The organism is Bradyrhizobium sp. YCK136 (assembly GCF_044570075.1).
Taxonomy (GTDB): Bacteria; Pseudomonadota; Alphaproteobacteria; order Rhizobiales; family Xanthobacteraceae; genus Bradyrhizobium; species Bradyrhizobium diazoefficiens.
Map to the genome: position 1 here is coordinate 9,472,100 of NZ_CP172424.1, position 14,384 is coordinate 9,486,483.

13 protein-coding genes are annotated in these 14,384 nt (G+C 65.4%); 3 read left to right on the top strand and 10 right to left on the bottom strand.

The features are described from left to right. Positions 1 to 92: 92 nt before the first annotated feature. The 4 genes from ACFLEY_RS45830 to ACFLEY_RS45845 all read right to left on the bottom strand — a co-directional run bounded on the left by ACFLEY_RS45830 (position 93) and on the right by ACFLEY_RS45845 (position 3,906). A complete protein-coding gene (locus ACFLEY_RS45830; protein ID WP_028172619.1) occupies positions 93 to 989 on the bottom strand; it encodes a TauD/TfdA family dioxygenase in 897 nt (298 codons plus the stop codon). Between the two features lie 138 nt (positions 990 to 1,127). Next, on the bottom strand, positions 1,128 to 2,411 hold the full coding sequence (gene ispG, locus ACFLEY_RS45835; protein ID WP_060909482.1) for a flavodoxin-dependent (E)-4-hydroxy-3-methylbut-2-enyl-diphosphate synthase: 1,284 nt from the start codon (positions 2,409 to 2,411) through the stop codon (positions 1,128 to 1,130). Between the two features lie 12 nt (positions 2,412 to 2,423). Beyond that, positions 2,424 to 3,377, bottom strand: coding sequence for a DMT family transporter (locus ACFLEY_RS45840; protein ID WP_011083757.1), 954 nt, complete (start codon positions 3,375 to 3,377; stop codon positions 2,424 to 2,426). A 34-nt stretch (positions 3,378 to 3,411) separates the two neighbouring features. Next, a complete protein-coding gene (locus ACFLEY_RS45845) occupies positions 3,412 to 3,906 on the bottom strand; it encodes a Fur family transcriptional regulator (protein ID WP_011083756.1) in 495 nt (164 codons plus the stop codon). 156 nt (positions 3,907 to 4,062) lie between these two features. On the opposite strand from ACFLEY_RS45845, the gene ACFLEY_RS45850 reads away from it, so the two are divergent. Genes ACFLEY_RS45850 through ACFLEY_RS45860 form a run of 3 tightly spaced genes read left to right on the top strand, consistent with a single transcriptional unit; the run spans position 4,063 to position 7,262 of the window. Then, a complete protein-coding gene (locus ACFLEY_RS45850) occupies positions 4,063 to 4,545 on the top strand; it encodes a MarR family winged helix-turn-helix transcriptional regulator (protein ID WP_011083755.1) in 483 nt (160 codons plus the stop codon). Next, positions 4,538 to 5,701, top strand: a complete 1,164-nt coding sequence (locus ACFLEY_RS45855; RefSeq protein ID WP_028172618.1) for an HlyD family secretion protein — start codon at positions 4,538 to 4,540, stop codon at positions 5,699 to 5,701. The genes ACFLEY_RS45850 and ACFLEY_RS45855 overlap by 8 nt, the downstream gene beginning before the upstream one ends. Positions 5,702 to 5,705: 4 nt before the next feature. Beyond that, a complete protein-coding gene (locus ACFLEY_RS45860) occupies positions 5,706 to 7,262 on the top strand; it encodes an MDR family MFS transporter (protein ID WP_011083753.1) in 1,557 nt (518 codons plus the stop codon). A gap of 177 nt (positions 7,263 to 7,439) precedes the next feature. Here ACFLEY_RS45860 and ACFLEY_RS45865 read toward each other — a convergent pair whose 3' ends face one another. The 6 genes from ACFLEY_RS45865 to pcaF all read right to left on the bottom strand — a co-directional run bounded on the left by ACFLEY_RS45865 (position 7,440) and on the right by pcaF (position 14,181). Then, positions 7,440 to 8,531: a phosphotransferase gene (locus ACFLEY_RS45865; protein ID WP_011083752.1), complete on the bottom strand. Its 1,092-nt coding sequence runs from the start codon at positions 8,529 to 8,531 to the stop codon at positions 7,440 to 7,442. A 48-nt stretch (positions 8,532 to 8,579) separates the two neighbouring features. Then, positions 8,580 to 10,271 carry a methyl-accepting chemotaxis protein gene (locus ACFLEY_RS45870; RefSeq protein WP_011083751.1) on the bottom strand — a complete coding sequence of 564 codons (1,692 nt, stop codon included), beginning with the start codon at positions 10,269 to 10,271 and terminating at the stop codon, positions 8,580 to 8,582. A gap of 263 nt (positions 10,272 to 10,534) precedes the next feature. Then, positions 10,535 to 11,137 carry a protocatechuate 3,4-dioxygenase subunit alpha gene (gene pcaG, locus ACFLEY_RS45875; protein WP_082755677.1) on the bottom strand — a complete coding sequence of 201 codons (603 nt, stop codon included), beginning with the start codon at positions 11,135 to 11,137 and terminating at the stop codon, positions 10,535 to 10,537. Position 11,138: 1 nt separating this feature from the next. After that, positions 11,139 to 11,840, bottom strand: a complete 702-nt coding sequence (pcaH, locus tag ACFLEY_RS45880) for a protocatechuate 3,4-dioxygenase subunit beta (RefSeq protein WP_028172614.1) — start codon at positions 11,838 to 11,840, stop codon at positions 11,139 to 11,141. A 119-nt stretch (positions 11,841 to 11,959) separates the two neighbouring features. Then, positions 11,960 to 12,853, bottom strand: coding sequence for a dioxygenase (locus tag ACFLEY_RS45885; RefSeq protein WP_060912787.1), 894 nt, complete (start codon positions 12,851 to 12,853; stop codon positions 11,960 to 11,962). Positions 12,854 to 12,972: 119 nt separating this feature from the next. Then, positions 12,973 to 14,181, bottom strand: coding sequence for a 3-oxoadipyl-CoA thiolase (gene pcaF, locus ACFLEY_RS45890; RefSeq protein WP_028172612.1), 1,209 nt, complete (start codon positions 14,179 to 14,181; stop codon positions 12,973 to 12,975). Positions 14,182 to 14,384: the final 203 nt, after the last annotated feature.

A 14,384-nucleotide genomic window follows, 5' to 3' on the forward strand; every position in this document is an offset into this window, starting at 1 on the left:
TCTTCGCGCGTCGTGCCCACCGTCCTGTTGCATGCACAGCGAGATGGCGGGCACGGCGCTGACGCGCCATATTCACCCTACGGCAGCCATGCCTAAACCGGCCGCTCCCCCTTCACCGTCACCCGTGTCCCCGAGCGCGTGTGCGGCCAGTAGTCCCACATCGCACGGTGCTGGGTGCAGCGGTTGTCCCAGAAGGCGATGGCGTTCTCGGTCCAGCGGAAGCGGCACTGGAACAGCGGGTTCTCGGCGTGCTGGTAGAGATAGGCGAGCATCGCGTCGCTCTCGTCGCGCGGGATGCCGTTGATGTGGCGAGTGAAGCCGCGGTTGACGTAGAGCGCCTTCCTGCCGGTGACCGGGTGCGTGCGCAGCACCGGATGCTCCGCGTTCGGATAGGATGGACGATCGGCGACGCCATAGTTGGCATAGAGGCCGCGATAGATCGGCTCGCCGTCATGCAGTGCGGTCAGGCCGTCGAGATAGGCCTTCATGCGATCCGACAGCGCCTCATAGGCCGCATACATGTTGGCGAACAGCGTGTCGCCGCCGCGGGGCGGGCACTGCTTGATGTAGAGGATCGAGCCCATTGGCGGCTCGAGGTCGCAGGACACGTCGGAGTGCCAGCCCTCGCCGTTGGCGCGCGGCGAGTTCTTGTCGGCATAGATCTTCATCAGTGCCGGGTCTTCGTCCTCGTGCGGCGCTGCGGGATGGAAATGCAGCTCGCCGAACTTGCGGCCGAAGGCGAGATGCTGTTGTGGCGAGATGTGCTGGTCGCGGAAGAAGATGACGAGATTTTCCGCGAGTGCGCGATGGATCTCGTCCATCTGTTGATTGGAACGAACGTCATCGGAGACGAGCCTGCCGATGTCGACGCCGGAGATTTCCGCGCCGATGATCGGTGTGAGCTTTTCGACCGCGATGGTTTCGTAAGGCGCGCCGTCCTCGGCCATGTGGCGATAGCGCGGACCCTGCTTGCCGGCGAGTGAGCTCATGGCGTGTCTCCCGATCATTTTGATTGGAGACATCGTAGCGCGGATGGAGCGAAGCGCAATCTGGGCTACGACCCGCGCAAAAAATAAGGCGGGTTACGCTTCGCGAACCCGCCTCACGATTCCAATGTTTGGGAACGACTACTCCGCCGCGGTCACCGGTACCTTGGCGCCCTGGCCGTAGCGCTGGTCGATGTAGTCGATCACCAGCGCCTTGAAGTCGGCGGAAATGGTCGGGCCGCGCAGCGTGCGGAACTTCTTGCCGTCGACGAAGACGGGCGCGGCCGGCGCTTCGCCGGTGCCCGGCAAGGAGATGCCGATATTGGCGTGCTTGGATTCGCCGGGGCCGTTGACGATGCAGCCCATCACCGCGACGTTGAGCTCTTCCACACCCGGATATTTCGTCTTCCAGGCCGGCATCTCGTCGCGGATGAAATCCTGGATCGAGCGCGCCAGCTCCTGGAACGTGGTCGAGGTGGTGCGGCCGCAGCCGGGGCAGGCCGCGACCAGCGGCACGAAGGTGCGGAAGCCCATGGTCTGCAGGAGCTCCTGGCCGACCTGCACCTCACGGGTGCGGTCGCCGCCGGGCTCCGGCGTCAGCGAGATGCGGATGGTGTCGCCGATGCCCTGCTGCAGCAGGATGCCGAGCGCGGCCGAGGAGGCGACGATGCCCTTCGAGCCCATGCCGGCCTCGGTGAGACCGAGATGGATGGCGTAGTCGGAGCGCGATGCGAGATCCTGGTAGACCGCGATGAGATCCTGCACCGCCGAGACCTTTGCGGAGAGGATGATGCGGTCCTTGGGCATGCCGAGCTCTTCGGCGCGCGCGGCCGAGAGCAGTGCCGACTGCACCATGGCCTCGCGCGTCACCGCGCGCACGTCGCGCGGATTGGCGGACGCGGCGTTCTCGTCCATCAGCTTGGTCAGCAGCTCCTGGTCGAGCGAACCCCAATTGGCGCCGATGCGGACCGGCTTGCTGTTCTTGTTCGCGATCTCGATGATGTCGGCGAACTGGGTGTCGCGCTTGTCCTTGAAGCCGACATTGCCGGGATTGATGCGGTACTTGGCGAGCGCCTCGGCACAGGCCGGATAGGCCGCGAGCAGCTTGTGGCCGATATAATGGAAGTCGCCGATCAAGGGCGTGGTGATGCCGCGCTTGGCGAGGCCGTCACGGATGTGCGGGACGGCGGCCGCGGCCTCCTCGCGATCCACGGTGATGCGGACCATTTCGGAGCCGGCGCGCGCGAGCGCTGCAACCTGGGCGATGGTGCCGTCGATATCGGCGGTGTCGGTGTTGGTCATCGACTGCACGACGATCGGCGCACCGCCGCCCACGGCGACGTCTCCGACCTTGACCTGGGTGGTCCGGTGCCGGGGCGCGGGGCCCGCGATGTCTGAATCGATGGTGTCTTCGAGCTTGTTCATGGGGTCCAAATATCAGGTTTTGGTGACGTTCAGCAATGCATCGCGCGGCGCCGCAGCCGTTTGGCTGGGACGGTTAACCAGAAAAAGCCCAGCAATTACAAGGACCGCGGCGGCCCCGAATGTCAGGCTCAAGGTGTCGTGCATGATGAAATAGCTACCCACCACGCCAAACAAAGGGGTGATGAAGGTAAAAGCGGACAATTTGCTGGCCGAATAGGCCTTCACCAGCGCGAACCAAAGCGTGAACGTGGTTCCCACCACCCAGATCGCCTGGAAGGCCATCAGGGCGAGGGACAGCGGCGCCGGGGTGTGGGTGATGGATTCGCCGAACAACCAGGCCGCCAGGCCCAGGATCGGGATCGAGGTCGCAACCTGGTAGCCCAGCGCCTTCTCCGGCGCGGCGAAGCGCAGCCGCGTGCCCTTGGCAACCAGCGTGGTGGCCGCCCACAGCGCGGCACCGCCGACGATCATGAGGTCGCCGAGCAGCACCTTGGCGTCGACATCCGGCTGCGGCACGCCGATCGCGAGCGCGACGCCGGCAAAGCTCACCGCGAGCCCCAGCCATTGCGTGCCGCCGAGCCGTTCGCCGAGCACCTGGTAAGAGCCGAGCGCGACGAAGAACGGTGCGGTGTAAAGAAACACCACGGCCCGGGACGCCGGCGTGAGGCGCAGGCCCTGGAAGATCAGCACGAACTCGATGCCGAACATCAGCCCGGCGATCAGGCCGGGCTTCCACGTGCCGTCCTTCTCGAAGAATTTGACGCCGCGCAGCGTGCCGATGATGAAGAGTACCGGCAGCGCGCCCATCGAGCGGATCATCGCCTGGAGCATCGGCGGGATGTCCGGCAGCACCAGCTTCACCGCGATCTGGTTGAACCCCCAGGTCAGGCACAGCATCAGCATCAGGGCGATGGCGCCGGCACTGAGGGGGCGACCGGCGGACGGTATGGCTTGAGGTGAGGACATTTCTTCCCGATATCGGCTTTGCGCCGTTGTTGCTTTATGCAGTTTTCTGACAATGGGTGCAGATGCCCGTGATCTCCACCACAGACAATTTGGGGGCAAAACCTGAGCTGCGCGCAGCGGCGTTGATATCCTTGGCGAAGGACGCCGACGGGATCTCGCCGACCAGACCGCAGCGCTCGCAGATCAGGAACGCCACCGCGGAGGTCGCATCGTGGTCGTGGGCGGCGCAGGCGAGATAGGCGTTGCGACTTTCGATGCGGTGCACGAGGCCGTTGGCCATCAAGAAATCGAGAGCACGGTAGATCGTGATCGGGGCCGGCCGCGGCATCGACTTGGCGAGTTCGTCGATCACCTCGTAGGCCCCGAGCGGGCGGTGGCTGGAGAGCAGCGCCCCGAGCACCTGGCGGCGAATCGGCGTGAATTTCTGCGCGCGCTGCTCGCAAACCTCCTCGGCATGCGCCAGCGCGTCCGCAGTGCAGCGGCCGTGATCGTGGTCGGGCGCGGGGAATGCCGGCTTTGCGAGGGTCATTTGGCCTGCCTTCTAGCATTTCGGCGAGGGAACCCAAAGCACGACCGGCGAACGGCGGTCAGCCATGCTCTTGCAGCGGGACAGCGTCCCGTTACCCCGCCATGAAAAAATCATAAGCTTGCTTATAGTATCTCAAGCTTATAGGAGACCAAGCTCATGAGCCGCGGGCCCGTGGACCAGAACTTCCTGTTTACGCTCGCCGAGCTCTATCGCCTGCTGCGCGTCTATGCCGACAAGGAGGCGTCGCGCTTCGGCATCACCCGCGCGCAATGGGCGGTGCTGGCCAAGGTCGAGCGTAGCGAGGGCATGAAGCAGTCGGAGCTCGCCGAGCTCCTCGAGGTGCAGCCGATCACGCTGACGCGCCTGATCGACAAGCTCTGCGACAATGACTGGATCGAGCGCCGCAGCGACGCCTCGGACCGGCGCGTCAAGCGCCTCTACCTGAGGAAGGCCGGCCGGCAATTGCTCGGCAAGATGAGCGGGCTCAGGTCCGAAATCACGGCCAACGCGCTCGACGGTATCAATCCGGCGGATGCCCATCGCCTCCTCACCCAACTCGAAGCAATCAAGGAAAACGTGCGTACCGCGATCCAGACATCCGGAGCGGAACAAGCACGTAAGGAGCAGCGCTATGGCTGATCAAGTCATCAAGTTCCAGCCCGAGCAGAAGATCGACAGCGGCAAGCCCACCAAGAAAGCCGGCACCGATCCCCGCCGCCGCATCGTCGCAGGCCTGCGGCGCTATCGCCGCTTCCTGCTGATGGTCGTGCTGCCGATCGTCGTCGCCATTGGCGGCTTGACCTTCTATCTGAATGGCGGCCGCTATGTCGGTACCGATGACGCCTATGTCGGCGCGCAGAAGGTGCTGGTGACGCCCGACATCTCCGGCAAGATCGAGAAGGTCGTCGTGAGGGAAGGTCAGCTCGTCAAGCAGGGCGATGAGCTGTTCGAGATCGATCCCGTGCCGTTCCGCCTCGCGGTGGACGAGGCCAGGGCGCAGCTCGCGCAGGCGCAGTCGACCTACGACAATCTCCGCGCCAACATCAAGATCTACGGCGACATGCTGAGCCTCGCCCAGCAGGGCGTCGACCTCAAGCAGCGCGACGTCGAGCGCAAGCAGGCGCTGGTCAAGAACAGCTACGGCTCGCAGCTCGACCTCGACAACGCCGCGAACGCGCTGGTCACGTCAGGCTCGATCGCGCAATACGTCAAGCAGCAGATCTCGGCGGCCAAGACGCAACTGCTCGGCGATACCGACCTGCCGCTGGAGAAATTCCCGCCCTACGCGCAGGCCAAGTCCAAGCTCGACAACGCCGAGCGCAATCTCGATCACGCCGTGGTGCGCGCGCCGATGGGTGGCGTCGCGACGCAGGTCGAGCAGATTCAGCTCGGCCGTTACGTCACTGCCGGCACGCCGGTGTTCTCCATCATCGACGTCGCCCATCCCTGGGTCGACGCCAATCCGAAGGAAAGCGACCTCACCTACGTCACCGAAGGCCAGCCTGTTACCCTCGAGGTCGACGCGTTCCCGAACCACGTGTTCAAGGGCAAGATCGGCTCGCTCTCGCCCGGCACCGGCGCGCAGTTCGCGATCCTGCCGCCGCAGAACGCCACCGGCAATTTCGTCAAGGTGGTGCAGCGCGTGCCGATCCGCATCTATTTCGACGAGACCGACAAATACGTGCGGAAGCTGAAGGCCGGCATGAGCGTCTACGCCACCATCGACACCGGCCATCGGCGCTCGCTCGCCGGCCTGTTCGGCCTGTCGGCGACCGCGGGCCAGGACAAGGACTGATCCGATGTCCGGCCCCAATGCCAGCCTGATGGTCCCCGGCCTGCGCCGGAACATGGTGACGATCTGCGCCATGACCGCGACCATCATGCAGGCGCTGGACACCACCATCGCCAACGTCGCCCTGCCCTACATGCAGGGCACGCTGTCGGCCTCGCAGGACCAGATCAACTGGGTCCTGACCTCCTACATCGTCGCTGCTGCGATCATGACGGCGCCGGTGGGCTGGATCGCCAACCGCTTCGGCCGCAAGCGCATCTTCATCATCTGCTCCGCCGGCTTCACCATGGCGTCGGTGCTGTGCGGCCTCGCGCAGGACATCAACCAGATGGTGCTGTTCCGCCTGCTGCAAGGCGTGTTCGGCGCGGCGCTGGTGCCGCTGTCGCAGTCGGTGATGCTCGACTATTACACGCTCCAGGAACGCGCCAAGGCGATGTCGATCTGGGGCATGGGCGTGATGATGGGCCCGATCATGGGTCCCTCGCTAGGGGCATGGCTCACCGAGACCTATTCCTGGCACTGGGTGTTCTTCGTCAATCTGCCGTTCGGCGCCATCACCGTGCTCGGGCTGATCATCTTCATGGACGAGACCAGGAAGGACATCAGCCTCAAATTCGACTGGTTCGGCTTCGCTGCGCTGGCGGTCGCGATCGGCTCGCTTCAGCTCGCGCTCGACCGCGGCGAGCAATTGGGCTGGCTCGAATCCAATGAGATCGTCGCGGAGTTCATCGTCTCCGCCGTCGCGTTCTACTTCTTCGTCGCGCACTCCTTCACGACCTCGACGCCGTTCATCCGCTTCGCGCTGTTCCAGGATCGCAATTTCGTCACCGGCTGCATGTTCATGGTCGTGATGGGGCTCGTGCTGTTCTCGACCATGGCGCTGGCCTCGCCCTACATGCAGAACGTGATCGGCTACCCCATCATCACCGCCGGCCTGCTGCTGGCGAGCCGCGGCTTCGGCACCTTCTTCGCCATGATGCTGGTCGGCCGCATGATGCGTTATTTCGAGGCACGCACGCTGATCATCTCCGGCCTGACGCTGACCGCGGGCTCGCTGTATCAAATGACCGGCTGGACCGACCTGACCCAGGTGCCGGAGATCGTGACCGTCAGCGTCATCCAGGGCTTTGGCTTCGGCCTGGTCTTCGTGCCGCTCTCGACCGTTGCGTTCCTGACGCTGTCGAACGAGCTGCGCACCGACGGCACCGCGATGCTGACCCTGATGCGCAACGTCGCGAGCTCGGTCGGCATTTCCGTCGTCATCGCCCAGCTGACGCAGGGCACGCGGCGGACCTATGCGATCCTGTCCGAGCACGTCAACCCGTTCAACCACGCGCTCCAGATGCCCAGCGTCAGCGGCATGATCAACTTATCCACCGACGCGGGCCGCGCCATGGCCGACAGGATGGTCAGCGTGCAGGCGCAGATCATCGCCTTCGCGCACGACTATATGCTGGTGATGGTCTTCATCCTCTGCACCATCCCGCTCGCCCTGTTGATCGGCTCGACCAAGGCCACGCTGCGCAGGCAGGCCGCGGGGCCGGAACATGCGGTGATGGAGTAAGGGGAGGGGCGTCACAAGCTCCGCCGTCGTCCTGGACAAGCGAAGCGCAGATCCAGGACCCATTACCCCAGGGAGGAGTTTGGCGAAGACTCGTGATTACCAGCTTCGCGCCACAACCTCGCCCTGGGGTAATGGGTCCTGGCTTTCGCCAGGACGACAGCAAGTATGTAGCGTCGCCTACCCCAACAACTCCTCACACCCCAGATCCTCGACCGCCATCATCACCCGCTCCAGATTGTTCCACCAGATCAGCGGCGGGATGTTGATGCTCCACTGCCAGACCGGCCCCGTGATGTGCCAGAGCACCGACAGACGATAGTCCTGATCGAGCGCGCCGCGCGTGTAGCCGCTGACGCCGTTCGCGACCAGCGTCTCGTGATAACGATTGAGCAGCGGCCGTTCGAGCGCCTGCCTGCGGTCCGGGTACCATTGCATCGCCATCATGTAGGCAAGGTCACTCGTCGGCACGTTGATGCGCCACTGGTCGAAATCGAAGATGCGCACGGTATCCGCGACGCCGGGGCGCGGCAGCATGAAATTCCAGATATGGGCATCGCCATGGGCAATGCTGATGTGACGCCGCGAATGATAGCGCTGGGATAGCCGAGCCGAGTGCTCGATCAGGCGGCGATAGAGGGTGCGGCGCTCTTCGCCGAGGCGATCACCGAGCAGATCGGCGAAGCGGTCGTAATGGCCGGCGAAGGTTTCCATGTGCTGCGCGCGGTCCTCGGCGCTCGCCCAGGTGCCGACGGTGTCGCCAAGACCGGGATGGTCCCACCATGCCGCATGCCAGCGCGCCAGTGTCGTGACGATCGCCATCGCCTGCTCACGCGACGGCGGCAGCGGCCACTTCGTTGCGATCTCATGGCTGTCGGTAAGGTCCTCGAGCAGCAGGTGCCAGGTGGGGCCGTCCTCGTCGAAATGCCCGTCAAAGCAGCGCGGCACCAGTCCCGGCGGCATCTTCGGCGCAAGCTGCGTGTAGAAGTCCACCTCGCGCCGGCCGCCATTGGCGAGGCTCTCGGCGAAAGCGGAATTGGGAGTCTTGAGGATCAGCGACTGCGGGGCGCCAGCGGACTCGCCGACATAGCGCAGCCCGAGCCTGACGATCTGTGACACGAGGGTGTCACGCTGATGCAGCACCTTCACCTCGCGCACCGCGCCCGCGTCAAGCACGCCGCCCCTGCGCAGCGCCGCCGTCAGTTGGGCGGACTCAACGACCGCCGGCAATTGTGGAGATGTCATAGCCACGATGCCCCTGTCCCGCGCCATACTGCACGATCACGCCCCCGGGCACCAGCGGCCGACGCGATGCCGGGCTCAAGCCGCGGCGGTCGAGTCGCGCACAGTCCGGACCACGACCGACCGCAGCTGTTCGAGATTGGACGCCATGCCGGCGATCGCCTGCCTGACCTCCGCGGCGCGCTCGTTCACGGAGGCGGCGTCGCGGCTGACATTGCCGATCTTGGCCGAGACCTCCTTCGCGGCGGACGCCGATTCGGAAATCGACCGCGCGATCTCCCGCGTCGCGGCGTCCTGCTGTTCCATCGCGGCAGCAACCGAGGACGCCACGCCGTCGATCTCGACGATGTGGCCCCCCATGGTCTCGACGGCATCGACCGCGGCCTGCGTCGAGGCCTGGATCTCGGCAATCAGCCGCCCGATCTCCTCCGTGGACTTGGCGGTCTGGTCGGACAGGGATTTCACTTCGGCGGCCACCACCGCAAAGCCGCGGCCGGCCTCGCCGGCGCGCGCCGCCTCGATCGTGGCGTTGAGCGCCAGCAGGTTGGTCTGGCCGGCGATGCCGCCGATGAGATCGGAGACCTCGGCAATCTTCTTCACCGATCCCGCCAGCGCTTGAATGGTCGAACGCGCCTGCTCACGGCCGGCAACGGCCGATCTGGTGACCGTGCTGGTCCGCGCGACCTGGCCCGCGATCTCGCGGATCGAAACACTCAGTTCTTCGGCCGCGGCCGAAACGGTCTGGGAACTGCCGAGGGCCTGGGTGGAGGCCGCGGCCACCGCCTGCGACTCCGAGGACAGCGATCGCGCGATCTCGGACAGGCTGGAGACGGCCCGCTCGACGCCCTGGCTCGCCGCGCTCGCGGTGTCGACCGAGCGCCCGGTCTCGCGCTCGACGGTCTCGGCCATCTGGTGCAGGGCGCCGCGCTTGGCGAGCGCGGCCTCCTGCTCCTTCTGCAACTGCTCCTCGCGCAGCCGCGAATTCTCGGCCGCCGCCTGCTTGAACACCACAAGCGCGCCCGCCATCGAGCCGACCTCGTCCTGGCGGTGTGCAAATGGAATGTCGGCGGCGAGATCGCCGGTCGCGAGCCTTTGCATCGTATCCGTCATGCGCACGATCGGGCGCACCACGCCGAGGGCAACGCCAAGCAGGCCTGCGGCAACGAAGGCCAGGACGGCGGCAGAGACGCCGAGGAGGATATAGAGCATGGTGCTGTCGCGCTCCGCGGCCAGCTTCTCCATGTCGGCGTTCTGCTTGTTGGCGCTCTCGACGATGCTGTCGATGACGGCGCGGTGGGCCGTGTAGGCGTCCTTGAGCTGCGCGTAGGCGCCTTCGGCAGCGGCGCTGTTCTTGGCCTTGAGGGCCGGCAGGAGCTGATCGGACAGGACTTTCCAGAACTTCTGTACCTCGGCATCGGACTTCGACACCAGCGCGTTCTTCAGATCGGCCGAGAGGCTGGAGGCGATCCAGAATGCCTTGCGCTCGTCGTAATCCTTGCGGAGCTGGACCAGGCGCTCGCCATGGGCCGCCAGCTGATCCGGCTCGCGCATGGCGAGGGTCGCTTCGAGATAGGCCTCGATGACATATTCCGGCGGCGGCAGGATGTCCGCGATGAGGTCGTTGCCCAGCTTGATGTCGGAATAGAGCGGACCGCCGACCTTGAGCTCGCGCAGGGCGTAGAGGCTGGTGGAAACGACCGCCGTGAAGCCGATGGCGAGAACGATCCCGAATGCAATGACCGCAGAAGAAAGCGAGAGACGAAATTTCATGGAACAATCCAATGCCGCTGGTCGAAATCCGAACGGACCCTAAACGATTGCGGTAAACACGGGATTGCTTCGCGCGGAAATTGTATTCCGCGGAGACCGGAAAATTACGGGAATTGGATGTCGAACGGTCGGTTTTCAGGCAGCGAGACCGACTCACGGCGCGAAGAGAAACGACTCAGGCCCGATGCGGAGCAGCAGCCGACTCGGTTGCGCTGGATGAGAAACGCGTGCCGGCCGTCGATATCGCCGCCACGCGTGCCGCCTCACACGTCGAAGAACACCGTCTCGTTGTCGCCCTGCAAACGCAGGTCGAGGCGATAGACCGGCTTGCCGGCCTCGCGCGTTGCAATCAGCGTGGCGCGGCGCTCAGTGGGCACCAGCGCCAGCACGGGATCGGCGGCATTGCCGGCCTCGTCGCTGAAATAGATCCGGGTGTAGAGATGCCGCAGCATGCCGCGGCCGAACACCGCAAGGAGGATATGCGGCGCCTGCGGCTTGCCGTCGGGATCGGGCACCGCGCCCGGCTTGACGGTGTCGAAGGCGTAATTGCCGTCCTTGTCGGTGCCGCAGCGGGCGAAACCGCGGAAGCTGGCGTTCGGCAGCGCGCGCTTGTCCTGCGGGTCGGCGAAGCGGCCTTGAGCATCCGCCTGCCAGATCTCCAGCATGCAATCCGGCACGGCGACGCCGTCACCGTCGAGCACGCGACCCTCGATGCGGACACGATCGCCCGTGACGTCGGGCGTCAGCGTCGAGTTGGTGAACGCGTCGTTCCAGGCGTAGTCGCCGGTCGGCGTCAGGCCGTATTTGAAGAACGGACCGACGGTCTGCGATGGGGTGATCCCCTCGGGCTTCACAGAATCCTGCACGTTAGTGGTTCTCCATGGGCGTGGCGTTCTTGCCGCGCAGCACGATGTTGAAGCGGTAGCACAGCGCCCATTCGGGCTGGGTGTTCTCGAGATCGAACGACGAGACCATCCGCGCGCGCGCCTTCTCGTCCGGCACCGAATTGAAGATCGGATCGAACGGGAACAGCGGATCGGCCGGGAAGTACATCTGCGTCACCAGGCGCGTGACGAAGGAATGGCCGAACACCGAGAGATGGATGTGCGCGGGACGCCAGGCGTTGTGGTGATTGCCCCACGGATAGGCGCCGGGCTTGATGGTGACGAAGCGGTAGTAGCCGGAGGCATCGCTCTGGGTGCGGCCTGCGCCGGTGAAGTTCGGATCCAGCGGCGCCGGATGCTGGTCGCGGACATGAACGTAGCGGCCGCACGAATTGGCCTGCCAGATCTCGACCAGCGAGTTCGGCACGCCGCGGCCGTCCTCGTCGAGCACATGGCCGTGCACGATGATGCGCTCACCGATCGGCTCGCCGGTATGCTGTGTGGTGAGATCGTTGTCGCCCTCGCGCACGGTCTCGTGGCCGTAGACCGGGCCGGTCAATTCCGACAGCGTGTGGCGCATCGGGATCAAGGGCTTGTTCGGTGCGCGCTTGATCGAGCTCTTGTACTCGGGCGACAGCGGCAGCGGATGCGCCTTGTTGCTATCGACGGGATAGATGAATGTCATTGGCGAACTCCTCCCCCGGCCCATTTTGGTCCGGCCGGTCAACACTTCCGCCAATCATTATAGGATATAACTAATTGGGGGAAGCGGGTTTAGCAGCCTCTCTGCGCCGCAGCCGCGCCCTATTTGATCGGCGGACGTGGCAGCACGGCCTCGCCGGTCTCGAGCCGGTAGGTGTGGTCGAGCGAGTACCAGGGCGTCGCGACGTCGCGCGCGGTCGGATGCGGCGTATCGTGGCGCAGGAACTTGCCGATCAGCGCCTGCGTCACCCCGAACTGCACGTCGCTGTCGATATGCGGATCGGCGGGGTCGTAGACCTGCGAGATCAGCACCTTGAATCCGGGCTTGAAGATCAGCGCGTGCAGATGCGCGGGACGATAGGGATGCCGGCTCTGCGCCTTCAGCAGGCGGCCGACCACACCACTGGTCGGAATGGGATAGCCAACCATCATCACCGAACGGAAGGCGAAGCGCCCGTCCTGGTCGGTCGTGAACTTGCCGCGCAGGTTCATGTCCGCCTGCTCGGGGTCCTGGTTCTCGTAGAGACCGACCGGCGAGGCATGCCAGACATCGACCTCCGCCCCAGTGACGGGACGGCCATCCTTGTCCACGACGCGGCCGCTGACGAACAGCGGCGCACCCGGGGTCTCGGAGCGAACGATCGATCCGCCGTTCTCGACCCGCGGCGAGTTCAACCGCCAGAACGGTCCGAGCAGCGATTGGTCGGTTTCCGTATTGCCCTGATCGCCATTGTTGAGCAGGCACACCAGCGGCGAGACGCCGAGCGAGCCGGCCATCAGCACGACTTCGTTATGCGTATCGGTGGTCAGCTTGCCGAGCTCGGCCACGATCGCCGTGGCGTCGCGGAATTCCGCCTCGGTCAGGCGAACATCGCGGACGAAGGCGTGCAGGTGCTTGACCAGTGAGACCATGATCTGGCGAAGCCGCGGATCGGACGTCCGCTCCATCACCGCCAGTGCCGCGGCCGTGACGTCCTGCTCACGTTCGATGATCATGCTTGCCTCCCGGTCGCCCGTCATTCCGGGGCAGCCCGACAGGGCTGAACCCGGAATCTCGAGATCCCGGATTCCGCTCTAACGAGCGGCTCCGGGATGACGGGACGCGCAGCGTCCCGTCAGTTCAGCTTCTCGATCGCCACGGCAACGCCCTGGCCGACGCCGACGCACATGGTGGCGAGCGCGAGCTTGCCGCCGCGCTTCTCCATGCCGTGCACGGCGGTGAGCGCCAGGCGCGCGCCGCTCATGCCGAGGGGATGTCCGAGCGCGATGGCGCCGCCATGCGGATTGACGAAGTCGGCATCGTCGGCAACACCGAGTTGGCGCATGCAGGCGATGCCCTGCGAGGCGAAGGCCTCGTTGAGCTCGATCAGGTCGAAATCGCTGATCTTCTTGCCGAGCCGCTCCATCAGCTTGCGGGTCGCAGGCACGGGTCCAATGCCCATGATGCGCGGCGGCACGCCGGCCGAGGCGAGGCCGAGGATGCGGGCGCGCGGCGTCAGGCCATGCTTCTTCACGGCAGCTTCGGACGCCAGGATCATCGCGGCGGCGCCGTCGTTGACGCCGGATGCGTTGCCGGCGGTGACCGTGCCGGGATTGCGCACAATCGGCTTCAGTTTGGCGAGGCCTTCCAGCGTGGTCTCGGGACGCGGATGCTCGTCCTTGTCCACCGTGATCGGACCGGCCTTGCCGCCGGGAATGCTGATCGGCGTGATTTCTTCGGCGAAATAGCCGGCCGCGATCGCGGCGCCTGCGCGCTGCTGCGAGCGGATGGCGAAAGCGTCCTGGTCGGCGCGCGAGACCTGGAATTCCTCGGCGACGTTCTCGCCGGTCTCCGGCATCGCATCGACGCCGTACTGCGCCTTCAGCAGCGGATTGATGAAGCGCCAGCCGATGGTGGTGTCGAAAATCTCGGCCGAGCGGGAGAAGGCCTCCTGCGCCTTGCCCATCACGAAGGGCGCGCGGGTCATGGATTCGACGCCGCCGGCAATGGCGAGCTCGATCTCGCCGGAGCGGATGGCGCGGCCGGCGGCACCGACTGCATCGAGGCCGGAGGCGCACAGGCGGTTCAGGGTCTGGCCGGGAACCGAGTCGGGAAGGCCTGCGAGCAGCAACGCCATGCGTGCGACGTTGCGGTTGTCCTCGCCGGCCTGGTTGGCGCAGCCGAAGAACACCTCGTCCACCTGCGCCCAATCGAGATTGGGGTGCTTGGCCATCAGCGCCTTGATCGGCGCGGCGGCGAGGTCGTCGGCACGCACCTTGGCAAGCGAGCCGCCGAAACGGCCGATCGGGGTCCGCACGGCATCGCAGATAAAGACGTCACGCATCGTTGTTCTCCCTGAATGCCGCGGTCCGGCCAAATTCTTCAATTCCGGCGGAGTTTTAGGAGGGCGCCCGCGGCAGGTCAATTGACGGTTTCGCGGGTGGCCGTCATTCAAACCCCTCCGTCTTTCCGGGGCGCCCGGAGGGCGAGCCCGGAATCCATAACCACAAGCCGGGGTTATGGATTCCGGGCCTGCGCCTTTCGGCG